27 protein-coding genes are annotated in these 24,798 nt (G+C 39.8%); 20 read left to right on the top strand and 7 right to left on the bottom strand.

What is annotated here, in order from left to right:
* Positions 1-621 precede the first annotated feature (621 nt).
* Complete coding sequence (locus tag N523_RS0110260) at positions 622-2,160, bottom strand: phosphoenolpyruvate carboxykinase (protein WP_013464243.1); 1,539 nt, start codon at positions 2,158-2,160, stop codon at positions 622-624.
* 138 nt (positions 2,161-2,298) lie between these two features.
* Between N523_RS0110260 and N523_RS19695 the strand changes: the two genes are divergently transcribed.
* Complete coding sequence (locus tag N523_RS19695) at positions 2,299-2,427, top strand: hypothetical protein (RefSeq protein ID WP_013464244.1); 129 nt, start codon at positions 2,299-2,301, stop codon at positions 2,425-2,427.
* Here N523_RS19695 and hslO read toward each other — a convergent pair.
* The gene (hslO, locus tag N523_RS0110250; RefSeq protein ID WP_013464245.1) at positions 2,424-3,269 is read right to left on the bottom strand and encodes an Hsp33 family molecular chaperone HslO; all 846 of its coding nucleotides are present in this window, start codon (positions 3,267-3,269) and stop codon (positions 2,424-2,426) included. The two genes, N523_RS19695 and hslO, sit on opposite strands and share 4 nt — an antisense overlap.
* Before the next feature lie 12 nt (positions 3,270-3,281).
* Positions 3,282-3,704 (bottom strand): ribosome-associated heat shock protein Hsp15, encoded by a 423-nt coding sequence (gene hslR / locus N523_RS0110245; RefSeq protein WP_028834992.1) that lies wholly within the window; start codon positions 3,702-3,704, stop codon positions 3,282-3,284.
* 201 nt (positions 3,705-3,905) lie between these two features.
* Between hslR and gspC the strand changes: the two genes are divergently transcribed.
* The 13 genes from gspC (at position 3,906) to N523_RS0110180 (ending at position 15,938) form a co-directional block, all read left to right on the top strand.
* Complete coding sequence (gene gspC / locus N523_RS0110240) at positions 3,906-4,850, top strand: type II secretion system protein GspC (RefSeq protein WP_013464247.1); 945 nt, start codon at positions 3,906-3,908, stop codon at positions 4,848-4,850.
* A gap of 23 nt (positions 4,851-4,873) precedes the next feature.
* Entirely contained in the window at positions 4,874-6,940 is a 2,067-nt protein-coding gene (gene gspD, locus N523_RS0110235) for a type II secretion system secretin GspD (RefSeq protein ID WP_016900322.1), read from the top strand.
* Entirely contained in the window at positions 6,933-8,498 is a 1,566-nt protein-coding gene (gene gspE, locus N523_RS0110230) for a type II secretion system ATPase GspE (protein WP_024601513.1), read from the top strand. Before gspD ends, gspE begins: the two co-directional genes overlap by 8 nt.
* A 2-nt stretch (positions 8,499-8,500) precedes the next feature.
* Positions 8,501-9,736: a type II secretion system inner membrane protein GspF gene (gspF, locus tag N523_RS0110225; protein WP_016900324.1), complete on the top strand. Its 1,236-nt coding sequence runs from the start codon at positions 8,501-8,503 to the stop codon at positions 9,734-9,736.
* Positions 9,737-9,805: 69 nt separating this feature from the next.
* A complete protein-coding gene (gene gspG, locus N523_RS0110220) occupies positions 9,806-10,228 on the top strand; it encodes a type II secretion system major pseudopilin GspG (RefSeq protein ID WP_016900325.1) in 423 nt (140 codons plus the stop codon).
* Between the two features lie 49 nt (positions 10,229-10,277).
* Positions 10,278-10,865, top strand: coding sequence for a prepilin-type N-terminal cleavage/methylation domain-containing protein (locus tag N523_RS0110215; protein ID WP_016900326.1), 588 nt, complete (start codon positions 10,278-10,280; stop codon positions 10,863-10,865).
* On the top strand, positions 10,865-11,239 hold the full coding sequence (gspI, locus tag N523_RS0110210; protein ID WP_013464253.1) for a type II secretion system minor pseudopilin GspI: 375 nt from the start codon (positions 10,865-10,867) through the stop codon (positions 11,237-11,239). The genes N523_RS0110215 and gspI overlap by 1 nt, the downstream gene beginning before the upstream one ends.
* Positions 11,240-11,905, top strand: coding sequence for a type II secretion system minor pseudopilin GspJ (gene gspJ, locus N523_RS0110205; protein ID WP_013464254.1), 666 nt, complete (start codon positions 11,240-11,242; stop codon positions 11,903-11,905).
* On the top strand, positions 11,905-12,891 hold the full coding sequence (gene gspK, locus N523_RS0110200; RefSeq protein WP_028834991.1) for a type II secretion system minor pseudopilin GspK: 987 nt from the start codon (positions 11,905-11,907) through the stop codon (positions 12,889-12,891). Before gspJ ends, gspK begins: the two co-directional genes overlap by 1 nt.
* Positions 12,888-14,096, top strand: a complete 1,209-nt coding sequence (gene gspL / locus N523_RS0110195) for a type II secretion system protein GspL (RefSeq protein WP_013464256.1) — start codon at positions 12,888-12,890, stop codon at positions 14,094-14,096. The genes gspK and gspL overlap by 4 nt, the downstream gene beginning before the upstream one ends.
* Positions 14,093-14,566 (top strand): type II secretion system protein GspM, encoded by a 474-nt coding sequence (gene gspM / locus N523_RS0110190; RefSeq protein WP_028834990.1) that lies wholly within the window; start codon positions 14,093-14,095, stop codon positions 14,564-14,566. The genes gspL and gspM overlap by 4 nt, the downstream gene beginning before the upstream one ends.
* A 3-nt stretch (positions 14,567-14,569) precedes the next feature.
* Positions 14,570-15,328, top strand: a complete 759-nt coding sequence (locus N523_RS0110185; protein WP_013464258.1) for a type II secretion system protein N — start codon at positions 14,570-14,572, stop codon at positions 15,326-15,328.
* Positions 15,329-15,350: 22 nt separating this feature from the next.
* Positions 15,351-15,938, top strand: coding sequence for a UPF0149 family protein (locus N523_RS0110180; protein WP_028834989.1), 588 nt, complete (start codon positions 15,351-15,353; stop codon positions 15,936-15,938).
* A 12-nt stretch (positions 15,939-15,950) separates the two neighbouring features.
* On the opposite strand, the gene N523_RS0110175 is transcribed toward N523_RS0110180, so the two are convergent.
* Positions 15,951-16,157, bottom strand: coding sequence for a hypothetical protein (locus tag N523_RS0110175; RefSeq protein ID WP_013464260.1), 207 nt, complete (start codon positions 16,155-16,157; stop codon positions 15,951-15,953).
* Positions 16,157-16,516 (bottom strand): hypothetical protein, encoded by a 360-nt coding sequence (locus tag N523_RS0110170; RefSeq protein WP_028834988.1) that lies wholly within the window; start codon positions 16,514-16,516, stop codon positions 16,157-16,159. Before N523_RS0110170 ends, N523_RS0110175 begins: the two co-directional genes overlap by 1 nt.
* A gap of 282 nt (positions 16,517-16,798) precedes the next feature.
* On the opposite strand from N523_RS0110170, the gene ccoG reads away from it, so the two are divergent.
* The 4 genes from ccoG (at position 16,799) to N523_RS0110150 (ending at position 20,602) form a co-directional block, all read left to right on the top strand.
* Entirely contained in the window at positions 16,799-18,229 is a 1,431-nt protein-coding gene (gene ccoG / locus N523_RS0110165; RefSeq protein ID WP_013464262.1) for a cytochrome c oxidase accessory protein CcoG, read from the top strand.
* An 81-nt stretch (positions 18,230-18,310) separates the two neighbouring features.
* Positions 18,311-19,285, top strand: a complete 975-nt coding sequence (locus N523_RS0110160) for a serine/threonine protein kinase (protein WP_013464263.1) — start codon at positions 18,311-18,313, stop codon at positions 19,283-19,285.
* Positions 19,286-19,320: 35 nt separating this feature from the next.
* Positions 19,321-19,944 carry a thiol:disulfide interchange protein DsbA/DsbL gene (locus tag N523_RS0110155; protein WP_028834987.1) on the top strand — a complete coding sequence of 208 codons (624 nt, stop codon included), beginning with the start codon at positions 19,321-19,323 and terminating at the stop codon, positions 19,942-19,944.
* Positions 19,945-19,963: 19 nt separating this feature from the next.
* Positions 19,964-20,602: a thiol:disulfide interchange protein DsbA/DsbL gene (locus tag N523_RS0110150; RefSeq protein ID WP_028834986.1), complete on the top strand. Its 639-nt coding sequence runs from the start codon at positions 19,964-19,966 to the stop codon at positions 20,600-20,602.
* A 74-nt stretch (positions 20,603-20,676) separates the two neighbouring features.
* Here N523_RS0110150 and trmA read toward each other — a convergent pair whose 3' ends face one another.
* Entirely contained in the window at positions 20,677-21,774 is a 1,098-nt protein-coding gene (gene trmA, locus N523_RS0110145; RefSeq protein WP_028834985.1) for a tRNA (uridine(54)-C5)-methyltransferase TrmA, read from the bottom strand.
* A 164-nt stretch (positions 21,775-21,938) separates the two neighbouring features.
* On the opposite strand from trmA, the gene N523_RS0110140 reads away from it, so the two are divergent.
* Together N523_RS0110140 and murI are read left to right on the top strand one after the other, a co-directional pair.
* Entirely contained in the window at positions 21,939-23,063 is a 1,125-nt protein-coding gene (locus N523_RS0110140) for a DUF5610 domain-containing protein (protein WP_028834984.1), read from the top strand.
* Positions 23,064-23,129: 66 nt separating this feature from the next.
* Positions 23,130-23,918 carry a glutamate racemase gene (gene murI / locus N523_RS0110135; protein WP_028834983.1) on the top strand — a complete coding sequence of 263 codons (789 nt, stop codon included), beginning with the start codon at positions 23,130-23,132 and terminating at the stop codon, positions 23,916-23,918.
* On the opposite strand, the gene N523_RS0110130 is transcribed toward murI, so the two are convergent.
* A complete protein-coding gene (locus N523_RS0110130) occupies positions 23,881-24,360 on the bottom strand; it encodes an RNA recognition motif domain-containing protein (protein ID WP_013464268.1) in 480 nt (159 codons plus the stop codon). The genes murI and N523_RS0110130 overlap by 38 nt on opposite strands.
* Positions 24,361-24,798 lie beyond the last annotated feature (438 nt).

Genomic DNA, 24,798 nt, shown 5'->3' with positions numbered 1-24,798 from the left:
GTCGGGCTTTTTTACGTCTGTAGGAAAGTGAAAATGCAGGTCAAGGTAAAAGGTAATAGGTTAAAGGAAGAGAGTTGATCAGAGCTGACACCACGATATTCTATTGTGTTGTTGCTACGAAGTAGCGCACCATGGCTCCAAATTTAGAAAGCCCGATTAGCAATCGTCGGGCCTTTTACGTACGCAGGAATGACACACTAAAGGCCTGTGGTGAGTAAAATGCTAAGGGAGTTCAGCGATTAAGCCCAACGTGATTACTTAGGACTGTGTACAATACTAATCTACTTTGTTGGTGAAGTCATAGTCGTGTGTGACCTTGAATATAGAAGGGGAAGCGTGTCTTTCATATCGCTATCAAGTCTAATGTACGCATATATTGCTAGCCTAAATATATAATGTTTAAACGAATCAGCTAAGGCTTTTTTAAGGCCTTATAAGATCGCTGTATGCATATAGAAAAACTTATTTAAGCTGGGCTGAAAAGTGACTATGGTCTTTATTTTAGCTATTAGATGATTTTGCAGAATATATTATAGAAATGATATTTATTGAGTAAAAACAAGTAGGATCAAAAACGCCAACTCAAGGTTGGCGTTTTAATTATGAGGCTAAAGGTGATTATTAAACTTTAGGGCCTGCATTTTTAATTTCTTCAGATACGTCGTATTTTGCGAAGTTTTCTGTGAAATCAGCGGCTAGTTTAGCTGCATATTCAGCATACTTAGCTTTGTCTTCCCATGTATTGATTGGGTTAAGTAGCTTACTATCTACGCCTGGTACTGCAACTGGTACGTCTAGATTTAGCACGTCAATGTGTTGAGTTTCAACACCAGCTAATTTTCCAGATACGATTGCGTCAACAACAGCACGTGTTGTTGGAATATCGAAACGCTTACCAATACCGTAAGGACCCCCTGTCCAGCCTGTATTAACTAAGTAAACTTTAGCGCCGAACTCGCGTACACGCTTCATTAGAAGTTCTGCGTAGACACCTGCAGGACGTGGGAAGAAAGGTGCGCCAAAACAGGTTGAAAATGTAGATTCGATATCACTGGTAGAGCCAATTTCTGTAGAGCCTACTTTTGCAGTGTAACCACTTAAGAAGTGGAATGCTGCAGCTTCTTCGGTTAGTACAGATACTGGAGGAAGGACACCACTTACATCACATGTTAAGAATACAACCGCTTTAGGCTCGCCTGCACGGTTTTCAACTTTGCGTTTTTCAACATGCTCCAGTGGATAAGCTGCACGGCTATTTTGAGTTAGGCTGGTATCATTAAAATCAGGAACGCGATTTTCATCAAGTACGACATTTTCTAAGATGGTTCCAAAACGGATAGCATCCCAAATAACGGGTTCGTTCTTTTGTGAAAGGTCGATACATTTAGCGTAACAACCACCTTCGATATTAAATACGCTACCAGGTGCCCAACCATGCTCGTCATCACCGATTAAGAAGCGAGTTGGATCGGCTGATAACGTTGTTTTACCTGTACCAGATAAACCAAAGAATAACGCAGTATCGCCTGCTTCGCCTACGTTAGCAGAACAGTGCATTGGTAATACACCTTTCGCTGGTAGTAGGAAGTTTTGCACAGAGAACATCGATTTTTTCATTTCACCCGCGTAGCGCATGCCAGCAAGTAACACCTTACGTTGTGCAAAGTTAATAATAACTGTGCCATCGCTATTGGTACCATCGCGTTCTGGATCACATACAAACGAAGGTACATTCATTACTTGCCACTGAGGGAAGTCTGCTTTGTTGTATGATTCTGGTTGGATGAACATGTTTTTAGCGAAGATATGGTGCCAAGCAGTTTCTGTTGTTACAACCACTGGAAGATAGTGCTCTGGATCAGCGCCAACTTCAAGGTGAGAGATAAAGTGGTCATTGCTTTGCACATGTGCTTCTACACGTGCCCATAACGCGTCAAACTTATCTGCATCGAATGGGCGATTTACATTACCCCATTGGATTTCATTTTCAGTACTTGATTCTTGAACAATAAAACGATCTTTTGGAGAACGACCGGTACGACGACCAGTGTTAGCTACAAAAGCACCATTGGCGGCTAAAGTCCCTTCGCCACGGCTGATAGCGTGTTCGACAAGTTCAGCTGCAGTTAGATCGACAAAACGGGTAGCGCTTGAAGTCATGTTTATACCTAAATTGTGTGAGATTGAACGGGATAGCTCTGGGTCTTAGTAACCTTTAAGCTGCAATTATAGTAACAGATGGATTAAGGATATTCGAGCTTATAAACGCCGTAAAAACATATAAATTAAGGAAAAAACATGAATAATTTCAATGATACCGGTGTCATGAAAAATGCTCAGCTTGTGATACCGGTGTCATTTTTTAGGCACAAAAAAGCCATAAAAAATTATGGCTATTTTGTGCTGTGTTTTATAAAAGTAGATTAGTTAAATATACTTTTTATATCTTGCTCGTTAAACACATAATCTTTTAAACAGTAATGGCAGCTAATTTTAATCTCACCATTTTTTTCAACATCGTCCAAAAGCGCTTGTTGGCCAACATTAACTAAAGCCGTCATCGTTTTTTCGCGGTTACAGCCACATTTAAATTGAATTGGTTGAGGATCAAATACTCGCGGATTATCTTCATGATAAAGACGCGTTAAAATAGTATTGGCATCGAGCTCTAATAGCTCTTCATCTTTAATGGTATTGCTGAGTGCTTCTAAGTGAGCAAAATCTTCAATCGACTTTTGTTTATCAACAGGTAGCACTTGTAAAAATAGCCCACATGCTTTGGCGCTTCCCTCTGTGGTGTCGGTTGCAAACCAAAGGCGCGTTTTTAATTGTTCAGATTGCTCAAAATAGCTTTCTATACATTCACTTAAGGTATCATGCTCTAAAGGCACTATACCTTGGTAACGCTCCCCTTGCGTTGGAGTAATAGTGATAACCATGTAACCTTGGCCTATAAGCTCTCTAACTGTTGACCCTGTCACTTCACTTTGAAGTCGTGCTATGCCACGCATATTTTGTTGGTCGTCACCGTTAATAACGGCATATTTTACCGGCCCATCACCTTGTAGTTGAACGGCAATTTCGCCTTCAAACTTTAATGTTGCTGTTAATAAACAGGTTGCAACAAGCAGCTCACCTAGTAATGCTTTAACGGGCTCTGGGTAATTGTGTTTAGCAATCATTTCATTGTAAGCGTTGTCTATTTGTACGAGTTCGCCACGAACATCGAGATTGTCGAATAAATAGCGATGAAGTAAATCTTGTTGCATGAGCGGCTATACCTAACTTGATTTCATTTTTAAAAGTTCGCGTCTTTGCTTTTTATCAGGCTTTTTAACCGGATGAGGTGCAAAGAAGCTGTTATTTTTGCGTGCGATAGTATTTTCTTCACGCTTAGCAATACTTGCATCAGATTCTTGATACAAGGTCTGTGCAATGGGGGCGCTTTGGCGCTTTTCAAGTATATTTAATACTGTGACAGTTTTTTCATCAACGCCTTGGGCTAGCTTTATAACTGCGCCAATTTCTACAATTTTGCTGGCCTTACTACGTTGACCATTATAATGTACTTTGCCGCCTTGTACCATTTCGCGTGCTGTTGCTCGCGTTTTATAAAATCGAGCAGCCCATAACCATTTATCTAACCTGACTTTAAGTTCGCTCGAGTTTTCTGAGTTGTCGTTGAGTTTAGTTTTCTTTGTCATGGAACATCTCTAGTAAATTCGGTTATTAGCTAAATTACCATGAAATAGGTATGCCATGAAGTTATTGCTTGATTCTGTAACTAATGAGGAAGATAAATTAATCTGTTTACAAAGTTTAATATTAGCGTGCTTGTTGAATGAAAAATGAAAAGGTACTATGGCTAGGTGATTTCGTTATAAATTAAAATAAGAACACTACTTATGGAACAGCACGTTCAACAATTTAAACTGCTATTAAACCGTTTGCCACACGCTAAATTAAGCGTGTTAGTTATGGTTTTAGTTATTGTTTATATTGCATTTTTGTCATCAAAGCTCGTTTGGCTTTTATGGCCGCACCCAGTAACAACTCCTCTTGCTCCCAGTAGCTACTCTAGTCAAGTCACGGGCGGCAATAACCAGTCTGTCGATTCGATTATTGGGCAATTTTTATTTGGTAAAGTAAATGTAACAAAAAACACCAATACTGCCCCTCAAGCCAAAGTTATTAATAATGCCCCTGAAACGCGCTTAAGTATAAATTTAACCGGTATTGTTGCTGTGAGTAATGATGATAAAGCGGGGATGGCCATTATTGAATCGCAAGGTCGCCAGGCGAGTTACTTAGTTGAAGATGTTATTCAAGGGACACGTGCAAAGGTATCGCAAATACTCCCAGACCGCGTCATTTTAGATGTAAGCGGCCGCTTTGAAACCTTAATGCTTGATGGGCTCGACTTTACCAAAACGGTGTCTATGCCGGTACTAGCCGCGCGAGATGAGCCTGAAATGGGACCGTTAGCACCTTCATCGCAAAGTGAAGAGCAGATAGATGCAACCGCCAACCTTGAAGTAAAAGAAGCATTAATAGAAACCCGCGAAGAGCTTTTAGAAGAGCCTGGTAAATTATTTGATTACATACGTGTTGCCCAAGCTATGAATGATGGGGAACTTATAGGTTACCGTTTGAGTCCAGGTAAAGAGCCTGAATTATTTAAACAAATGGGATTACAAAATAACGATTTGGCCGTGGCAATTAACGGCTATCAATTAACTGATTTAAAACAGGCTATGGCAGCAATGAATGAGCTGCGAAATAGTACCGATGCAACTATCACCATAGAGCGTGATGGTGAGCAAATCGATGTACTTTTTAGTCTGCAATAACTTAGCTTTGGAGTTTTAACATAATGGTTCAGGTGCTACACCTCAAAAAAATTAAAAAAGGGTTAGCTAAGTATGCGGCACTTTTTTTAGCGGCAAGTCTTTCTATGTCGGTTGCTGCTGTTGAATATGCTGCTAACTTTAAGGGCACAGATATTAATGAGTTTATTAATATTGTGGGCAAAAACCTTAATAAAACCATCATTATTGATCCTAACGTGCGTGGCAAAGTTAATGTGCGCAGTTATGAGTTAATGGATGAGGCACTTTATTATCAATTCTTTTTAAATGTATTAGAAGTTTACGGCTATTCAGCTGTTGAAATGGATAACAACATTATAAAAATAGAAAAAAGTTCAGATGCTAAAAAATCCAATGTACCGTTAATTACAACGGACAGCGATGCAGCTGGCGATATGATGATCACTCGGGTTGTGCGAGTTAAAAATGTCAGCGTACAAGAGTTAGGCCCTTTGGTTCGCCAGTTTAGTGACCAAAAAGATGGCGGTCATGTTGCTAACTTTAATGCCGCTAACGTGATGATGCTAACAGGACACGCAGCCTCAGTTAATCGTTTGGTAGAAATTATTCGCTCTGTTGACCAAGCGGGTGATAAGCGCGTTGATATTGTAAAACTTAAATATGCAACAGCTGATGATGTGGTATCGGTAGTTGATAATATTTATAAAGACAGTGGCAAGGGCAGCGTTCCTGAGTTTTTAATTCCTAAAGTTGTGGCTGATGGCCGAACTAATAGCGTGATTGTGAGTGGTGAAGGTCAAGCTCGTACCCGCGCCATTGAGCTTATTAAACGTCTCGACGGCGAACTTGAAAGCCAAGGTAATACCAAAGTATTTTACCTAAACTACGCAAAGGCAGAAGATTTAGTCAAAGTGCTTCAAGGTGTGAGTAAATCGCTGGCAGAGGATTCAAAAGGCGGAGCAACCAACAATGCGCGTAGTAGTAATAGAAACGACACGAGTATTGAAGCACATCCTGATTCAAATTCTTTAGTGATCACCGCTCAGCCAGATACGATGCGTTCACTTGAATCGGTTATTGAGCGTTTAGATATTCGCCGCGCACAAGTATTAGTAGAAGCCATTATTATTGAAGTGATGGAAGGTGATGGCGTTAACTTTGGCCTGCAATGGATTTCAGAGCAAGGTGGGATGCTACAATTTAATAATGGTACAACAGTACCTGTTGGTTCGTTAGCCGTAGCGGCAGAACAAGCCCGTGATAAAACGGTGACTAAAAATATCATTGGTACTGAATCAGGTACTGTCACCAAATATGATGAAACAACTGAAGGTGACTACGGCCCACTAGCCTCATTACTTGGTGGTATTAATGGTTTAGCCATGGGAGTGATAAAAAACGACTGGGGCGCAATTGTTCAAGCGGTTTCAACCGATACTAACTCTAATATCCTAGCGACTCCATCTATTACCACTATGGATAACGAAGAAGCATCTATTTTAGTTGGTCAAGAAGTGCCTATTATTACCGGTTCACAAACAGGTAGTAACAATGAAAATCCATTTCAAACGGTTGAGCGTCAAGAGGTGGGTATTAAACTTAAAGTAACCCCTCAAATTAATGATGGTTCAGCGGTGCAGTTGACCATAGAGCAAGAAGTTTCAAGTGTTAGTGGCGCAACAGCAGTCGATATTTCGGTGAACAAGCGCGCAATTAAAACTACTGTAATGGCCGATGATGGCGGTATGGTGGTATTGGGCGGCTTGATTGATGAAGATGTACAAGAGAGCGTTTCAAAAGTGCCACTATTAGGCGACATTCCTATTTTAGGCCACTTGTTTAAGTCAACTAATACAACAAAGCGAAAACGTAATCTAATCGTGTTTATTAGACCGACCATTATTCGCGATGGCGTTAGTATGAATAAGCTCAGCTTTAGTAAATATAACTTTATTCGCGGTGAGCAATTTAAAAAGCGTGAAGATGGCATTAACTTGATGCCAATGTCTGATACGCCTATTTTACCTGAGTGGAATGACGAATTAGTGTTACCACCTACGTACGAAGAGCATTTACGCAAACAAAATGCACAAGAGCGTAACAATGACTAATGCGATAGAAGATATTAATCAAGACGTTGTTCATCCAGCTGCACATAACAACGATGAAATGCTTGAACAAGAGGATTTAATTGAGCTGCCTGCAAAGCGTTTGCCGTTTTCATATGCAAGGCGGGTGGGTGCGTTACTTAGTAAACATAAGGATAACCGAGTTGTTTACTACCGTGGCGAGTTGGATATTGATGTATTGCTAGAAGTGCGCCGCATTGCAGGACATGGCTTCACACTTGAGCAACTAGAAGATGATAAATTTGAGTTATTACTAGAAGCATCGTATCAACGTGACAGCTCAGAAACTCAGCAAATGATGGAAGACATTGGTAACGAGGTTGATTTATTCTCACTAGCTGATGAGCTTCCTCAAACTGAAGATTTACTTGCTGGTGATGACGACGCGCCTATTATCAAACTCATTAATGCCATGTTGAGTGAGGCCATTAAGGAAGGCGCATCTGATATCCACATTGAAACGTTTGAACAAGAACTGGTTATTCGTTTTCGAGTGGATGGCGTACTTAAAGAAGTTTTAAAACCTAATCGTAAATTAGCCTCTTTGCTGGTATCGCGTATTAAAGTAATGGCCAAACTCGATATTGCAGAAAAACGTATACCGCAAGATGGCCGTATTAGTTTACGTATTGCAGGGCGTGCAGTAGATGTGCGTGTATCGACTATGCCATCGAGCTTTGGTGAGCGAGTCGTATTGCGTTTGCTTGATAAAAACAATGCGCGTTTAAACCTTGAAGATTTAGGCATGACCGCGAAAAACCGAGAGCTATTTGCTGATTTAATTAGTAAGCCTCACGGTATAATCTTAGTTACAGGCCCTACAGGCTCTGGTAAAAGTACCACGCTTTATGCAGGTATGAGCCAAATTAACTCGCGGGATCGCAATATTCTAACGGTTGAAGATCCAATCGAGTACGAAATTCCTGGCATTGGCCAAACACAGGTTAATACCAAGGTTGATATGACTTTTGCCCGTGGTCTGCGCGCTATTTTACGTCAAGATCCTGATGTAGTTATGGTCGGTGAAATACGAGATTTAGAAACAGCCCAAATTGGTGTGCAAGCATCACTGACTGGCCACTTAGTTATGTCTACATTGCATACCAATACCGCCTCAGGTGCAATTACCCGTATGGAAGATATGGGTGTTGAGCCATTCTTATTATCGTCTTCATTACTCGGCGTATTGTCACAGCGCTTAGTACGTACCTTATGCAATAGCTGTAAAGAAGGGCATATTGCAGATGAGCGTGAATGTGAATTACTCGGCGTACCGTTTGATAATGCTCCGACGATTTACCGCGCAGTAGGGTGTGAAGAGTGTAACTTTAACGGTTATCGTGGTCGTACAGGTATTCACGAATTATTAGTCGTTGATGAAACTATTCGTGAAATGATCCACAGCGGTAAAGGTGAGCAAAGCGTAGAGAAATATATTCGTAAACGCAGCCCAAGTATTCGTCAAGATGGCTGCAGCCGCGTACTTGCGGGTAAAACAACGCTTGAAGAAGTATTACGCGTAACCCGTGAGGAAGGCTAACAATGGCGGCGTTTGAATACCGTGCATTAGATGGCCGGGGAAAAGAAAAAAAAGGAATTTTAGAAGCGGATACAGCAAAGCAAGTTCGCCAACTTTTACGGGATCAAAAGCTAACCCCCCTCGAGGTGGTGCCAGCTGCTCAAGATGATAAACAAGTTCGAGGTCAAAAAGCGCCATTATTAGGCTCTTTATTTAAGCCGACAATATCAACGTCAGATCTTGCTTTGATTACACGTCAACTTGCGACCCTAATTCAGTCAGCCTTGCCCGTTGAGGGTGCCGTGATGGCGGTTGCTGAGCAGTGTGAAAAACCACGGCTAAAACGTATGTTAATGTCTGTGCGCTCTAAAGTGGTGGAAGGGTATACGCTTGCTGATGGGATGAGTGAATTTCCGCATGTATTCGACGATTTATACCGTGCAATGGTGGCCGCAGGTGAAAAGTCAGGTCACTTAGATCAAGTACTTAACAGATTGGCTGATTACACCGAGCAACGCCAACACATGCGTAGCCAAATTACGCAAGCTATGGTGTATCCCATTATTTTGGTCGTGTTCGCTATTGGTATTGTTTCAGTATTATTAGGTACTGTGGTGCCTAAAATACTAAAAACGTTTGAAAAAACCAAACAAGTATTACCTTGGACAACCGAATGGGTCATGGCGGGTAGTCATTTTGTACAAAATTATTGGTTTGTTAGTTTATTAGCGATCACGGCGATTGCTATTGGAATTAAATACGCACTTAAAAAACCTAAAGTACGGTTTTGGTGGGATGCAAAAGTATTACATATGCCAGGCATAGGTAAGGTTGCCAGAGGGATTAACACGGCGCGCTTTGCCCGTACATTAAGTATTTTATCGTCAAGCTCAGTGCCGCTACTTGAAGGAATGCGTATTTCAGGCGGGGTATTGGTTAACGAAAAAATAAAGCAAGCAGTGGCAGATGCCGCAGAAAGAGTCAGTGAAGGGGCGAGTCTTCGTGCTTCACTACAGCAAACTAAGTTGTTTCCACCAATGATGCTACATATGATAGCCAGTGGTGAAAAGTCCGGTGAACTTGAGCAAATGTTAGAGCGTGCTGCTAACAATCAAGATCGCGAGTTTGAAAGTATGGTTAATGTGTCATTAAAATTATTGGAACCGGCAATGATTGCCTCTATGGCAGTGATTGTGCTTTTCATAGTAATGGCAATTTTGCAGCCAATTATGGCAATGAACAAGGCCGTAGGTCTTTAAGTATTTTTTATATTAATGATTTAAACAAATCATTTTTGCTTAGTGTTTTTAGAATAACGAGGTAATAACGTGAATAAACAATCAGGTTTTTCTTTATTAGAAGTCATGGTGGTACTGGTTATCATCGGTATGATCATGTCGATTGTGGCACCTAATATTATGGGCCAGCAAGAAGAAGCGGCTATTGATAAAGCGCATTTAGATATTCAGCAGTTAGAAGATGCTATGAGTTTGTACAAGCTTAAAAATAAAAGCTACCCAAGTACAGAGCAAGGTTTAGAGGCATTAGTTACTAAAACCAGTATTGAGCCCATTCCAAAGCGTTTTCCTGATGGTGGCTTTATTAGCAAGTTACCAGAAGATCCATGGGGTAATAATTATCAATTAATCAGCCCTGGAGAAATAGGTAAATTTGACATCTTTTCGATGGGTCCAGATGGCGAACCAGCCACCGAAGATGACATTGGTAATTGGGATGAAGATAAGCAGTAATGACCAATAACTTTACCATGCACTTAAACATAATACATTGGGGCTTGCCATGCAGGTAAGCCCTAAGCACCTGAGTGCAAAGCATTATGGTTTTAGTTTAATAGAAATTTTAGTGGTATTGGTGATCATCGCCTTTGCCACCAAAATGGTGGTATACAGCTTAGATGGCGGCGCTGAAGAAGCGTTAGACAAGCAAGCAAATAGGCTGCATACCACCATTAATGCCGCATCGGAATTTGCGGTGCTTAATCAAATAGAATTAGGCCTTTTAGTTGAGCAAAATACGCTTGAATTTTTAGTTTTTGATGGCGAAAAATGGATTAGCTTTGATCGTGAAGCTTTATTTAAGCCAATTGAGATCGAACCCCAATTTAAATTAACACTTAATCTTGAAGACCTACCTTGGGCACAAGATAACTTACTAGAGCAGTCAAATTGGCGTGAGCTAATGAGTGGTAACAATGAAGACAGTTTATTAGAGCTTAAAAAGTTAAAAGTACCGCAAGTGCTTATTTTATCCTCTGCCGATGTAAGTGCGTTTCAGCTCATGCTTGAATTAAAAGATCAGTCAGAGCCGGTGTACTTTATTGAAGGTAAATTTGCAGCCCCAGTCGATTTTCGTCGAGAGCCCCAATAATGAAAAAATACCACGGGTTTACATTATTAGAAGTCTTAGTTGCACTGAGTATTTGTGCCATGGCGGGTATTGCTGCAATGCAAGCAACCGGTGAGCATATTCATCACTTATCAAGTATTGAAGAACAAACGTATGGCTCATGGGTCGCTGAGAATGTATTGGTAGAACAACGAACGAAAGGCGAAAAATGGCAAGGTAAAAATGGTACCCGCGGCAGTGAGATGATGGCGGGTATTGAATGGTTTTGGCGCCAAGATGTTGTGCCCACTGCCGACAAGAGCTTTGTAAAAGTCACTATTAATGTGTTTACGGATGATAAGTACGAAAATTCAATTTATGAGTTAAGCACTTACTTAAATAAAGGTAAGCTTTAAGTGAAGCAGCGCGGTTTTACATTATTAGAAGTGATGGTGGCACTAGGTGTGTTGGCGTTTGTGATTATGGCCACCCACCAAATACTTGATACCACAACGCGAGCTAAACAAGCATCAGATGAAAAAATTGCTGAACTAAATGGCTTACAAACTGCATTTAGATTGATGGATCAAGACTTTAGCCAAATGACTAAACGCCAAGTACGTAATGAAGCTGGAGATTTTCAAGAGGGATACTTACTTGCTGGACGCTACATTTTAGAAAGCCAGCTTGATGGTATTGCCTTTGTACGTGATGGTTGGATGAATCCCATTAACTTACTTCCTCGCTCAGAGTTACAAGCTGTTGGTTATCGCGTCATTGATGACAAGTTAGAACGCGTATATCGCATTTATGTCGATCAACTCGATAATATGGAGCCTCGTAGCCAAGTTATTTTAGCCGCAGTCGAAGAGCTTAAATTTGAGTTTTTAGATGGTAGCGGTAAGTGGCAAGAAGACTGGCAAATTAAGGCATTACCTAAAGCCGTTGCGGTAACTATAAAGCAAATGGATGCGGAGCCTATCAGGCGTGTGTTTTTAGTGCCAGGACTCGGTAAAGAGCTACCTAAACCAGTAACTGAGGGGACTAACCCGTCGCAACCTAATGGCCGGGGTACGCCTTGATGAACCAACAATCTTCGCGCGGCGCGGCTTTGGTTATTGTGTTATTTATTGTAGCGCTTGCAGCTATTTTAGCCGTTGAAATGAGTGCTAATTTAATGGTGCAAGTACAAAGAAGTACCAATTTACAAAGTCAGCAACAAGCGAAATGGTATGCCTATGGTGCTGAAGAGCTAGCAATTAAAGGTTTAATTCAAAGTAAAAAAGACGATCCTGAAAAAACCACATTAGCGCAGCCCTGGGCAAAGCAAGGCGATGTAAAGTACCCTGTTGAGAACGGCACTTTAAGCGGCCAGTTGACTGATTTACAAGCGTGTTTAAATTTAAACGCGCTTGGGGTTGAGCCAGACCCAAATAGCGGTAATAAAACTAACCCAGCACATAAAGCGTTGTTTGCTATTTTAGAAAATATAGATGATTTACCCAGTGATGAATCAGAAGAAGGGATGGCCGACAGTGTGTTTGATTGGCTTGATGAGAACAGTATAACCTATCGCTCTGGTGCCGAAGAGGGGGAGTATTTATCTCGTCAGTTTCCATATATGACGGCTAATAGCTTATTTGCATCGGTGTCTGAACTGCGTTTAATTAAAGGGTTTAATCCTTTGGTTATGGAAAAAGTGCTGCCTTTTGTCTGTGTGATCCCAGGCAGCACATTACTTTCAATCAATGTTAATACAATCACTGAAGAGCAAGCATTATTACTCAGTGGCTTAATAGATGAACTTAGTGTTTCAGGCGCTCAAGCGGTAATTGCAGCGCGTCCTGAAAATGGTTTTGATAATATTGAAGAGTTTTTTGAATCTGTATTACAACAAGGTGGTAAAAACATCAAAGCAGTAGAAAAACTTTTTAGTGTGAAAAGTGAATATTTTAAATTACAAACGCAGGCAAAATTTGTTGATTTGCGTTTTTCGATGACCACATTACTGTATGCCAGCAATGGCGAGGTAACGATACTGGCGCGAAAATTTGGAGGCGTACAGTGACAGAGATACTGTTGATCCGCACGGGTCAAACCGAACAAGACTTACTTAACTGGTTAATATACTCACCACAAGAACAAGAAATAATAGCCAGTGGCGAGTTACAAAATGCCAGCCAGTTAAGTGAGTTAACTGAAAAAGCATCAACCCGAGAGCTCGTGGTACTTTTACCATGCGATCAAGTGCAATTAAAAACGGTGATACTGCCAACTAAATGGAACCGTAAGCTAGAGCAAGCACTGCCTTATATGCTCGAAGAGGATATTGCCTGTGATATAGACGATATCTATATAGCGCTAGGGGAGCCGACAATGGTTGAAGCGCAGCATGCAATTAGGGTTGCGCTAATGAATCGCGATTGGTTTGAGCACTGGTTAGAGGTGTTTGAGCAACACCAGCTCACTGCTCATAAAATAGTGCCGGATGGCTTGTTATTGCCCAGTGCAGAAGAGCCTTGTGTAGCGGCAATTGAGCTCAACAAGCAATGGCTATTTAAAAAAGGTGACTGGCATATCGGTGCGGTTGAAAGCAGCTGGTTAAAGGAATATCTAACGGCTTTAGGTAACCCTGATATAAAACATTACAGCCCTGCAGAGCAATTTCCCGAAACGCTTACCTTGCATCCGCAAACCAGTGACTATGAGCTGCCGTTAGCATTATTTGCTAAGCAGTTAGATCAGCTTAAATTTAATTTGCGTCAAGGGCCTTACACGATTAAAAAGAAAACGGCTTTATGGTGGGGTTACTGGAAAAGTGCCACCATAATTAGTGTTATTGCTTTGCTATCGAGTGTGGCTATTAAAGCGGTTGAATTACATCAGCTTAATTCGCAGCTTGAGGTAGCTAAATCACAAGTAGTAGAGCGATTTCAAAAAGCCTTTCCAGGCACGCGGGTGCGCCCTCACTTAATTAAAAATCAAATACAGGGAGCACTGGATAAAGTACAAGGTACGAGCGATGCTGGCTTTTTAGATTTAACCAGCAAGCTGGTGAGTGTATTTTCACAAGTGAGCGAATTTACACCGCAAACCTTACGTTTTGATAAGCGCCGTAATGAATTACGTATTCGTGCTCGTGCAAAAGACTTTCAAACCTTTGGTAAGGTTAAAGCCATTCTTGAGCAGCAAGGTGTGACTGTTGAGCAGGGGTCGTTAAATAATGATGGTGATTATATCGTCGGCGAAATTAGACTGCGAGGTGCACAATGAAACAGCAGTTCATGAAATATTGGGGTTCATTAAAAGAACAAGAGCAGCAGTTAATAATGGTTGCGGGTGGTGTATTTATTATTTTTGTTTTGGTAATGGGTATATTTAGACCCTTAAATACGGCAATAGAAAATGCGCAACAATCACAAATAAAACAACAAGAATTGCTAGCATGGGTAGACGACAGTATCGTTAAACTTAAAGCAGCAGGTAAAGCGCAAACGGTGAGCAATCAAAATCTCAGCCAAATAGTGAATAATACGCGCGGTCGTTACAGCATTAATATTAGTAAAATGCAGCCAAATGATAATTCACTTCGTTTAACACTCGACTCAGTGGAGTTTAATCAATTAATCCAATGGATTGACGAGCTGGTTAATCAGCATGGTTTAAGCGTAGAAAATTTAGATTTAAGCCAAGATGATAAATCCGGTTATGTACGCGTTAGTCGTTTAGTATTAGAGAAGTAGTTAATGAAAAAAATAATAATTTTATCCATCGTTTTTGTAATTAGCTTTCTTGTTTTTAGCGTTATTAAATTGCCCGCTGCAGTGGCTTTAAATTTTGCTAAACCTTACTTACCTGCGCAGTTAGAGGTAGGGCAAACTTTTGGTACGCTATGGCAAGGTCAAATAATGCAGCTTCGCTTTCAAGGTGAACAGTTGAACAATGTACGTTGGGATATATCAGGCTGGTCAATATTTAAAGCTCAAGTAAATACTAACTTACGTTTTGGTAATCCTCGCGAACGTGATGACATTTCTGGGTATGCAGATATTAGTTATTCTCTCACAAATGATGAACTTAGAATAACTGATACTGTAGTGCGTTCAACGGTTGAGCGTGCTATGCAGCGCATTGATTTACCGTTACCGGTTACTGCTAAAGGGCGCGTTATTTTAGAGCTCGATGAGTACGTTTCAGGCGCTCCTTATTGCCAATCATTACAAGGTGAAATAGCCAGCCCTGATATTGATGTGCAAGGGCTAACTGGTTGGTTTAATATAGGCGATTTAAGCGGTAAGTTAAGTTGTAAGTCGGGCGATGTAGCCATACTTATCGAGCCAAATAATAGATTAGGGTTAGAGGCTGATGCTACACTAAAAGCCAATTTTGATTTTAAAGTAGCGGGATATGTTAAACCTGATCTCACTTTACCGAAAGAAGTTCATGACGCGGTGAAGTTTTTAGGTAGACCAGATAACCAAGGTCGGTATCCACTTAAATTTTAATATTTTATAAAAAAGAGTTTTAATGCAAATACCTCAGTTTACTGAGCAGCACGCCAAACTGCTCAGCGAGTTTTTAACTACCCAGCCCGGCGCTATGAGCCTTATTCAAAGCCAAGGTTATTTATTTGGCACTATTTGTTCACCTGAGCCATTAGAAGTACATCAATGGTTAGAGCAAATTCTACCTAATACCGCGAATGACCTTGATGAAGACATGTTGTTTTTGTTTATGGCATTACATCATCAAGTAAGTGAACAAGTATTTGAACTTGGTTATAAGTTACCCGCTGAGTTTGACCGTGAGTTTTGTCAGCAGTGGTCTGCAGGTTTTTTAACTGCAAGCCAAACGTATACTCATAAGTTACTCCAGAGTGAGCAACTAGATATTCAATACAAGCAAGCGCTTGAAAGCGCACAGGCGACTCTTAGCTTTTTTGCATTAGATAAACCAACGATTGCACAGATTGCACAGCAAAATAATATCGATGAATTACATTTGTGTGCGCAGCAGTATGAATTAATGGGCGACTTTGCGTTAGGTTTTGCTGAACTTATAGAAATTGTCGCGCTTAATAGTGGTTTGTATACCGATGAAGGGTGGGATGAATAAGTAGGTAAAGCCTTAAGCGCCAATCTCTAATTCAATATCAGTGCAACCTTGTTTGCACTGTATTACTCCCTTACCAGGTTCGCTGGTGGCTAAATTTAACGTTAATACACCCTGGCAATGCTCACATTTAAGTGTTTTACCTTGTGCCAACTGCTTAAGCATAGTGCGGTGTTTGTGAAATGAGTTACTTGCTTTTTTATTTAATCCAGAAAAATCCATTATTTCACTCTCGCTTGCGCTAATGACTCTTTTATAATGCGACATACCGTTGTTAAACGTTCTGAATAAAAGTAAAGGTTTAGATCGCCTTGACGACAATAGCGTAATTCAAACAACTTTACTGACTCATCATTGGTAAACGTTTTATCAATATAGTCCTCTTCGGATCTTGAAAGTGCTAACTGTTTATTGATTTTGTTTCTTGTCATGGTTGCGACAGGAAAACGATCGACTTTAGTTGTGCTGCTTAACAAGCCTATACCATCACCGAGTAAGCGCTCACGAGGCTCTTTTATCAAGGGGTGATCAATGGTAAAAAATGCTAGGATCACAACCACTAGTATAAAAAATTTCTTCATAAATACACAAACCTTGATCCAAACAACACGTTAGTAGCCGGCAAGTGTAATAAAATACACCTTAAAAGCAAGTCACAAGTTGAATAAATTATTAGCAATCTAGTCAGTAATTTTAGCCAATATGCGTATAATAAGAGGAGTAATTAGATATTTCTGAAATATCTGAAAGTATACAAGTGCGACCTAAAGCGTATTATGTTTAGCATGTAAGTTGCTACACTTAGGCGAAAAGTACAAAAAGATTGCTGAATTTTTATTTCCTAGCGGCGTTGAGGAACTTCAATGGATAAGCAAATTAAAGTAAAAAACATACCAACAGAGGTTAAGATCCAAAAACCCGATCTGAGCCGTCAAGAAGATAGATTTAACCCACGCAACCGTATTTATGTGCGTGCTGTTTCAGGACTCCATCAATTACTAAGACAACGTATTGGCTTTTTAGGCATGCTGGCGTTTATGTTATTGCCATGGATCAACTTTAACGGTCAACAAGCTGTTTTATTTGAGCTAATGGAGCAAAAATTTAATATTTTTGGCTTAACCCTGTGGCCACAAGATTTCACCATTCTTGCATTTATATTTATGCTAGCAGCGTTTGCCTTATTTCTGGTTACCACTTTTTATGGTCGAGTGTGGTGTGGCTATACATGTCCGCAAACAGTATGGACCTTCATTTTTATTTGGTTTGAAGAAAAGTTTGAGGGCAGCGCTAACCAACGTAAAAAGTTAGATCAACGGCCGATGGATTTTGACAAGTTCTGGCGTAAAACAGCTAAGCACACTAGTTGGGTATTATTTTCTTTATATACTGCGTTAACGTTTGTTGGTTACTTCACGCCTATTCGCGAACTACTGCCTGAATTTGTTACCTTTAATGTAGGCGGTTATGCCTTAGTTAGTATCATTGTATTTACTATTTGTACTTATGGTAACGCTGGGTGGATGCGAGAAATTATGTGTTTACATATATGTCCGTATTCACGTTTTCAGTCAGCAATGTTTGATAAAGACACTTTTACTGTAAGCTATGATGAAACTCGTGGTGAAAACCGAGGGCCACGTTCTCGTAAACAAGATCCTAAAGAGTTAGGTTTAGGTGACTGTATTGACTGTAACTTGTGTGTGCAGGTTTGCCCAACCGGGATCGATATTCGTAATGGTTTGCAATATGAGTGCATAAACTGTGGCGCTTGTATTGATGCCTGTGACGGCGTAATGGATAAAATGAATTACCCTCGGGGCCTTATCTCTTACACCACCGAGCGTAATTTAGAAACACCAGAGAATAAAACCCATCCGCTGCGCCCAAAGCTGATTGGTTACAGTGTTATTTTAATCTTACTTACCGGTGCGCTAGTTGCTAATATCGCCATGCGTAAAACCATGGACTTTGATATTATTCGCGACCGCAATCAGTTGTATCGTGTCGATTTTAATGGTTTAGTTGAAAACACCTATACCTTAAAAGTAATTAACAAAGCACAATACGAGCAAACATTCTCTATTGATGTAACAGGGTTAGATAATTATAAATACTTAGGTGATACTACCTTTACAGTAAACGCTGGTGAATCGCATAATGTACCGCTATCACTGGTAATGGATCCTTATGATTTAAAAGCGCCAATGACCGAGTTTAACTTTGTGTTGTCGCCAATAAACGAGCCCGATAATAAAATATCGCAGCCAAGCAACTTTTTTAAGGCACGATAAGTCGCTTTATTAAAGGCAAACGAGCACTGTTATTAACAAAAAAGCGGGATATTCCCGCTTTTCTTTTTATATAAGAAGTATATGAGTAAATTTAGCTTTATTGACTTAACCCCAGATCTTATTTTGGATGCCATAGAAAGCGTGGATATTTATGCTGAGTCAGGGTTGTTAGCGCTAAATAGCTACGAGAATCGGGTGTATCAATTTGTGGCCGAGGGTGCAAAGCGTTACGTCGTTAAGTTTTATCGCCCTGAGCGCTGGAGCAAAGCGCAAATTCAAGAAGAGCATGACTTTGCTTTTGAACTAGCTGCCGCCGAAGTACCGGTGGTGGCGCCAATAAAACACAATGGGCAAAGCTTGTTTGAACATCAAGGGTATTTGTTTACTTTGTTCCCAAGTGTAGGCGGGCGTTTATTTGAGGTGGACAATTTAGATCAACTCGATGTACTCGGGCGTTTAATCGGTCGTATGCATCAAGTAGCCAAAACGAAACCCTTTACCCAAAGACCCACCGTTACCTGTGATGAATATTTAGATACAGCTAAAGTTCATTTACAAAAAAGTAAGTTAGTCCCTATGGGATTAGAGACTTCCTTTTACACTATTTTAGATTTAGTCATTGCTCAAACTCAACAGCAATATAAAAATGTAGAAGGCATTCGCTTACATGGTGACTGCCATGCTGGTAATATCCTATGGGCAGGAGATGCATTAATGTTTGTTGATTTAGACGATAGCCGTCAAGGTCCTGCAATTCAAGATTTATGGATGATGCTCAGTGGCGATCGACAAACACAGCTGTTACAGTTAGACACTTTAGTGAATGCATATGAAGAGTTTTGCGATTTTGATCACTCACAACTTAAGCTGATCGAACCGCTTCGGGCTATGCGTATGATTCATTACATGGGGTGGGTTGCAAAACGTTGGAGTGATCCTGCTTTTGTACGGAACTTTTCATGGTTTGCAGATGACAAATACTGGGAGCAACAAATTTTAGCGCTTAAAGAGCAGTTTGCAGCTTTGCAAGAAGCCCCGTTAAAATTATTGCCATAATATTTTTATTTAAAAAGAAGTATAACGAGATATTCATGCTTAAAAAATTAAAACTAAGTTTACTGATTCTATGTTTACCTTTTGCAGCATTAGCTGCTAACTTTGAAGCGGGTAATCAATACACTGTAATTGATGTTGAAAAAAGTAAAACCCCGAATGTAACCGAGTTTTTCTCTTTCTATTGCCCACATTGTTTTAAATTTGAGCCGGTAGCCAAAGGGATTGCAGAAAACTTACCTGAAGGGGCTGAATTTGTAAAAAATCATGTCAACTTTTTGGGAGGCGTTTCACCACAAGCGCAAAGTAATTTAAGCTTTGCTTACTTAATCGCAAAGAAACACGGTCAAGCTGAAGCGGTAACAGCGCAAATTTTTAAAAGCATTCATATACAACGTGCGCCATTAACTGAAATTAAAGACGTTAAAAAGTTATTAGAGCTTAATGCAATTGATAACGCGACATTTGATAACGACATCGCTAGTTTGCCTATCATAGCAGCTGAACGTGCCATGCAAGATAAGCAGAATAAATATTCTGAACTTGGTGCATTAACTGGCGTGCCTACATTTATCGTAAATGACAAATACAAAATCAATATTAATACAATCAAGAGCCAACAAGAACTTGATGAGTTAATTAGCTTTTTACTAAAACTATAATTTTTGGAGCACCACAATAATGATCAAATTAGTTAAAGCAGGGTTACTTGCTGTATTACTCCCTTTAGCTGCAACCAGTTTTGCTGCCACTTACGAAGAGGGCGTGCATTACGATGTCGTCTCTGATCGTGCAACCAGAAAACCAGAAGTAAAAGAGTTTTTCTCTTTTTACTGTCCTGCATGTAATAACATGGAACCACTGCTGGCCGAGATCAAACCTAAGCTAGATAAAAACGTAAAGTTTAAGAAAAGCCATGTAGATTTTGTGGGTGTACGTGACCCAGAACATCAAACCATGATCAGCCAAGCATTAGCTACAGCTGAAGTACTACCTCAAAAAGATAAAATTATTTCAGCGATGTTTGATCATATCCATGCAAAGCGCGCTCGTTTTAATGAGCTTGCAGATGTAAAAGATGTATTTTTAGCTCAAGGCGTAGATGGCGACAAGTTTGATAAATTATTTGAAAGCTTCTCGGTACGTACACTTAGCTCTAAAATGAAACGTGACCAAGATTACTTTAAAGGTAAAGGGGCACTGCGTGGCGTTCCTACATTTATTGTTAATGGTAAATATAAGCTTAACTTAGGTGGCGAGTCAGGTATTTCATCGCCAGAAGATGTAACAGCACTCATTAACTACTTAGCAAATAAATAAGTGGTCTGGCCAAAATAAAAAAGCTCCTTTAGGAGCTTTTTTATTTTTATAATATGCGCTATTTAATACTTAGTTTATTTACGTTGTAAAAATACACCAGATTCAATGTGATGTGTGTAAGGGAACTGATCAAATATTGCAAAGCGCTTAACCTCATGGGTTTGTGTTAAGTGATCAAGATCGCGCTCTAATGTGTCTGGGTTACATGAGATATAAATAATATTTTCATAATTTGCCACTAAGTCACACGTAAGCGTGTCCATGCCTGCTCGAGGCGGGTCGACTAAGATGGTTTGGCAGTTGTAACTACTCAAGTCAATGCCATCTAAGCGAGAGAAAGTACGCTCGCCTTTCATTGCCTGAGTAAACTCTTCGCTCGACATGCGAATAATATCTAAGTTAGTTACTTGGTTTTGAGCAATATTATATTGTGCTGAATGCACCGACGATTTTGATATTTCCGTCGCCAGCACTTTATTAAATGAACCAGCAAGTGCAATAGAAAAGTTTCCATTACCACAATACAGCTCTAGTAAATCATTGTTTAGTGGTTTACATAACTCTTGTGCCCACTCTAACATTTTAATATTGACCTTCGCATTAGGCTGAGTAAAGCTATTTTCTACTTGTTGATAGATTAGCTCTTGGCCGTTAACCATTAAACGCTCAGTGACAAAATCATCGCCCAATTTTTCTTTTTGCTTACGAGCGCGGCCAATAAAGTCAATTTTATATTGGCTGCTTAGCTTTTCTTTTAAGGCGTTGATCTCAGTTAACCAGTGTTCATCAAGTGGCTTGTGATACAGCAAGCTCACTAAAATTTCACCACTGAGGGTCGATAAATAATCTATTTGAAATAATTTACGACGTAGTACTTCGCAGCCTTTTAAATTATCAATCATCACCTGCATAACTTCACCGACTAAGGGTGCTGCAGGGTCAAAGGTATCGACACGTATTTTATCTTTCGTTTGTTGATCAAACATAATATGAAACAGATCATCGCCATCGTGCCATACTCTAAATTCTGCACGTTGACGGTAGTTAATGGGCTCAGAGCTAAATACTTCTAACTGTTTTACACCGAAACGTTGAAATTGCTCTGTAATACGCTGCTCTTTTTCATTTAATTGTGCATCGTATTGCGTGGTATCTATATTTATAACTGCCATTAACGGTATAACCTTATCGTTGAGATCTGTTTATCGGCGCTATTGTAGGGAGCGAAGCGTATTTGTCTAGTTTTGATCAAATATAGTGAGCTTTTTTTGAGCATTTTACTACAGTATAGGCTTACTTGGCCGATAAAAGAGTAAGTCTAAATAGGAGTCTTCTCATGAAAATAGGTAACTTTAGTTTTGTTCCAAACAGCAATGCTAATAAATACAATACTAAACAGGCAATGCCACAGCCTAAAATAGACTCGCCACCAAATAATTATCAGCAACGAGGAAAAGAACTGGCTGCTGCCGTGTTAGGTGACAAAATGGCAAAAGAATTAGGTTTGCCGGTCGCCGAAACCAAAAAAGACAAACCACTGTTTGATTTTAATGAAGTCGTAAAAAATGTTTTAGACTTTGTAACAAGCTCGGTAAAAAAAGCCAAAGCCAATGGTGCCGATAACGACAAACTGCAAGATATGCTAAATCAGGCACGTAAAGGAGTGCAAACGGGTGTTGATGAGGCTGTGGATGAATTAAAAGGCATGGGGGTATTCAATCAAGACCTTGAAGAGGGTATTGATAAATCTAAAGAGGGTATTTTTAGTGGTCTCGATAAATTTGAGCAGAACTTATTTAACCCACAACCTGCAAGCGTTACTGTTAGCCAGACGCAATATGTAAGTTTAAGCAATAGTGCTGATTACACATTTACCACAGCAGAAGGTGATGAGGTGAGTATTAGTTTTGCAGATGCTTATCAATCGCAATCATCTAGTCGTTATCAACAAACAGATGATTCACAATCATTTAGTGCACAATTTTCTGAATCCCGTGAGCTCTCTTTCTCGATGTCAGTAAACGGGGAGCTTAATGAAGACGAGCAGCAAGCCATAAATGATTTAATGGCAGAGTTACAAGATGTCAGTAAAACCTTTTTTAGTGGCGATTTAGACAAAGCATTTGAGCAAGCCCAAGAACTCAGTTTAGGTAATGAACAGCTGGTGGCATTCTCAATGGACTTACGTCAAAGCAAAACTGTGGCAGCAATTAAAGAGTATGAACAAATTAAGCCAACATCAGAAAAAGCCATTGCCGAAACTGTAGCCCCTTTTAATGATGATCTAAAATCAGCTTACTCTAAAGCGCAAACCCTAGGATTAGAAAGTCAGCTATCAGGTATCATTCAATGGCTAAATCAAGATCAACAAGAAATAGATAAACTGGTTGATTACACTAACACCATGTTTGAAAACTTAGATAAATTAAACGCCGCTACTGCAAAGCTAGGCACTGAGTAAAACTACTTTCTTTTATAAAAGCCACATGGCAAACTGCCGTTCTTAGTAAAGAGTAGGAATGGTAGTTTGTCAGCGCACATCATGGTATTTGATTCAGGTATAGGTGGAACCACCGTGCTTGAGCATATTCAGCAAAGCATTCCTCATGCTCAATACAGCTATTTTATGGATAACGCATTATTGCCATATGGTGCACAGTCGCAACAAACCATCATTAATCGCCTATGCGGATTGATCCAATTTATTAAAGATGAGTCACTTAATGTCGACTTAATTGTTATAGCCTGTAATACCGCTTCAACATCTGCATTAAGTGCGGTACGCCAAATTACCGATATTCCTATTGTTGGGGTTGTACCTGCAATTAAACCCGCTGCGCAATTAACGCAATCAAAGAATATAGGTTTATTGGCAACTCCCGCAACGGTATCAAGCCCCTATACTGATGCACTTATAAAAGAACATGCCTCGTCTATAACCACAAGCTTATATAGTAGTGTTGAACTAGTTACTTTGGCAGAGACTCTCTTTTTTACCCAGCACTTAGATCTTGATAAGTTGCACACTGAGTTAGACCGATTAAATATTAATAACGATATAGATGTGCTGGTATTAGGCTGTACTCACTTTCCTATTTTAGCTAAACCAATTAGTGATTACTTTAATACGCAAGTACAGTTATTAGACTCTGGTGCGGCCATTGCTAAGCGAGTTAGTTCTTTACTCAAATTAAGTGATAATCAAGCAGGCATAAAAAAGCCGCTGCACTATTATGCAACGGCTGATGTATGTAGTGATAAACTAGCGGTTAAGCAAGTTACACTGTTTGATCCGACTCTGAACGATAAGAGTTAGAATCATCTTCTTGTTTTTGTTTTGCTTCACGTACTTTCAAAGTACGTTGTTGGAACTCACTATCGTTTAGCTTAGCAATTGCATTATCAGCATCTGCTTGTGCCATTTCAACAAAGCCAAAACCGCGACGCTTGCCAGTATTCTTATCTTTTAACAAACGAACGTTAAATACTTTGCCTTGCTCTTCAAATAAAGTACGCACTACACCTTCATTTGCACGATAAGGAAGATTGCCAACATAAAGTGTTTTTGTTTTTACTTCGGCTTCTTCTGTACTTACTGATGACATTGCAGCAATAACAAGTCCACCAATTAATAAACCGGCACCGAATAGAAGTGCAGGGTCTAATGCTAGGCTTGCAAGCGCAAACTTAACGATAACAAAACCAACAACAGCAAGAATAACTGCGAAGATAAAAGATTTTTGATCGGGTAATTTCATTTTTGATCTACCAATAAACAGGAAATAAACATTAATTTAACATTGTGAACTTGCTATCTTAACGTCTTAATTGAACATAGCAATGAAATTTATAGCAAATAGTTAATAAGAGTGTAAAAAACAACCGATAGTAAGGCGTTTCTTTACTATTTTAGCCTCGTTTGTTTGAAACTTGAGCAAACGGTGAAAAGATCTAAAAAAAAGGTTGATCTGTTTTCGGATCTCCCTATAATGCGACCCCACTGAGACGGGGAACGCCAAAGCATAGCGAGGCATGAGCTACTCAGAGAGTTAAGTAAAACTTAAATTTAAATCATCGAAAGAAAGTTTAAAATTAAGTGTTGACTCGAAAAATAAAGGATGTATTATACGCATCCCTAGCGACAACGTCGCAACGTTCTTTAACAATATAAAGCAATCATCTGTGTGGGCACTCGT

The sequence above is a fragment of the Pseudoalteromonas sp. 23_GOM-1509m genome (assembly GCF_000518425.1).
GTDB classification, from domain to species: domain Bacteria; phylum Pseudomonadota; class Gammaproteobacteria; order Enterobacterales; family Alteromonadaceae; genus Pseudoalteromonas; species Pseudoalteromonas tetraodonis.
This window is presented reverse-complemented; position numbering and strand designations above follow the sequence as displayed.

What these genes read in the sequence shown, in the direction of transcription:
- gspI (WP_013464253.1), top strand. Translation starts at nt 10,865, where the DNA reads ATGAAAAAATACCACGGGTTTACATTATTAGAAGTCTTAGTTGCACTG.
- N523_RS0110130 (WP_013464268.1), bottom strand. Translation starts at nt 24,360, where the DNA reads ATGAAATTACCCGATCAAAAATCTTTTATCTTCGCAGTTATTCTTGCT.
- N523_RS0110260 (WP_013464243.1), bottom strand. Translation starts at nt 2,160, where the DNA reads ATGACTTCAAGCGCTACCCGTTTTGTCGATCTAACTGCAGCTGAACTT.
- hslO (WP_013464245.1), bottom strand. Translation starts at nt 3,269, where the DNA reads ATGCAACAAGATTTACTTCATCGCTATTTATTCGACAATCTCGATGTT.
- trmA (WP_028834985.1), bottom strand. Translation starts at nt 21,774, where the DNA reads ATGGCAGTTATAAATATAGATACCACGCAATACGATGCACAATTAAAT.
- gspF (WP_016900324.1), top strand. Translation starts at nt 8,501, where the DNA reads ATGGCGGCGTTTGAATACCGTGCATTAGATGGCCGGGGAAAAGAAAAA.
- N523_RS0110155 (WP_028834987.1), top strand. Translation starts at nt 19,321, where the DNA reads ATGCTTAAAAAATTAAAACTAAGTTTACTGATTCTATGTTTACCTTTT.
- gspC (WP_013464247.1), top strand. Translation starts at nt 3,906, where the DNA reads ATGGAACAGCACGTTCAACAATTTAAACTGCTATTAAACCGTTTGCCA.
- gspK (WP_028834991.1), top strand. Translation starts at nt 11,905, where the DNA reads ATGAACCAACAATCTTCGCGCGGCGCGGCTTTGGTTATTGTGTTATTT.
- N523_RS0110175 (WP_013464260.1), bottom strand. Translation starts at nt 16,157, where the DNA reads ATGGATTTTTCTGGATTAAATAAAAAAGCAAGTAACTCATTTCACAAA.
- gspM (WP_028834990.1), top strand. Translation starts at nt 14,093, where the DNA reads ATGAAACAGCAGTTCATGAAATATTGGGGTTCATTAAAAGAACAAGAG.
- N523_RS0110185 (WP_013464258.1), top strand. Translation starts at nt 14,570, where the DNA reads ATGAAAAAAATAATAATTTTATCCATCGTTTTTGTAATTAGCTTTCTT.
- gspE (WP_024601513.1), top strand. Translation starts at nt 6,933, where the DNA reads ATGACTAATGCGATAGAAGATATTAATCAAGACGTTGTTCATCCAGCT.
- N523_RS0110150 (WP_028834986.1), top strand. Translation starts at nt 19,964, where the DNA reads ATGATCAAATTAGTTAAAGCAGGGTTACTTGCTGTATTACTCCCTTTA.
- N523_RS0110170 (WP_028834988.1), bottom strand. Translation starts at nt 16,516, where the DNA reads ATGAAGAAATTTTTTATACTAGTGGTTGTGATCCTAGCATTTTTTACC.
- N523_RS0110140 (WP_028834984.1), top strand. Translation starts at nt 21,939, where the DNA reads ATGAAAATAGGTAACTTTAGTTTTGTTCCAAACAGCAATGCTAATAAA.
- ccoG (WP_013464262.1), top strand. Translation starts at nt 16,799, where the DNA reads ATGGATAAGCAAATTAAAGTAAAAAACATACCAACAGAGGTTAAGATC.
- hslR (WP_028834992.1), bottom strand. Translation starts at nt 3,704, where the DNA reads ATGACAAAGAAAACTAAACTCAACGACAACTCAGAAAACTCGAGCGAA.
- N523_RS0110160 (WP_013464263.1), top strand. Translation starts at nt 18,311, where the DNA reads ATGAGTAAATTTAGCTTTATTGACTTAACCCCAGATCTTATTTTGGAT.
- gspD (WP_016900322.1), top strand. Translation starts at nt 4,874, where the DNA reads ATGGTTCAGGTGCTACACCTCAAAAAAATTAAAAAAGGGTTAGCTAAG.
- N523_RS19695 (WP_013464244.1), top strand. Translation starts at nt 2,299, where the DNA reads ATGAATAATTTCAATGATACCGGTGTCATGAAAAATGCTCAGCTTGTG.
- N523_RS0110215 (WP_016900326.1), top strand. Translation starts at nt 10,278, where the DNA reads ATGCAGGTAAGCCCTAAGCACCTGAGTGCAAAGCATTATGGTTTTAGT.
- N523_RS0110180 (WP_028834989.1), top strand. Translation starts at nt 15,351, where the DNA reads ATGCAAATACCTCAGTTTACTGAGCAGCACGCCAAACTGCTCAGCGAG.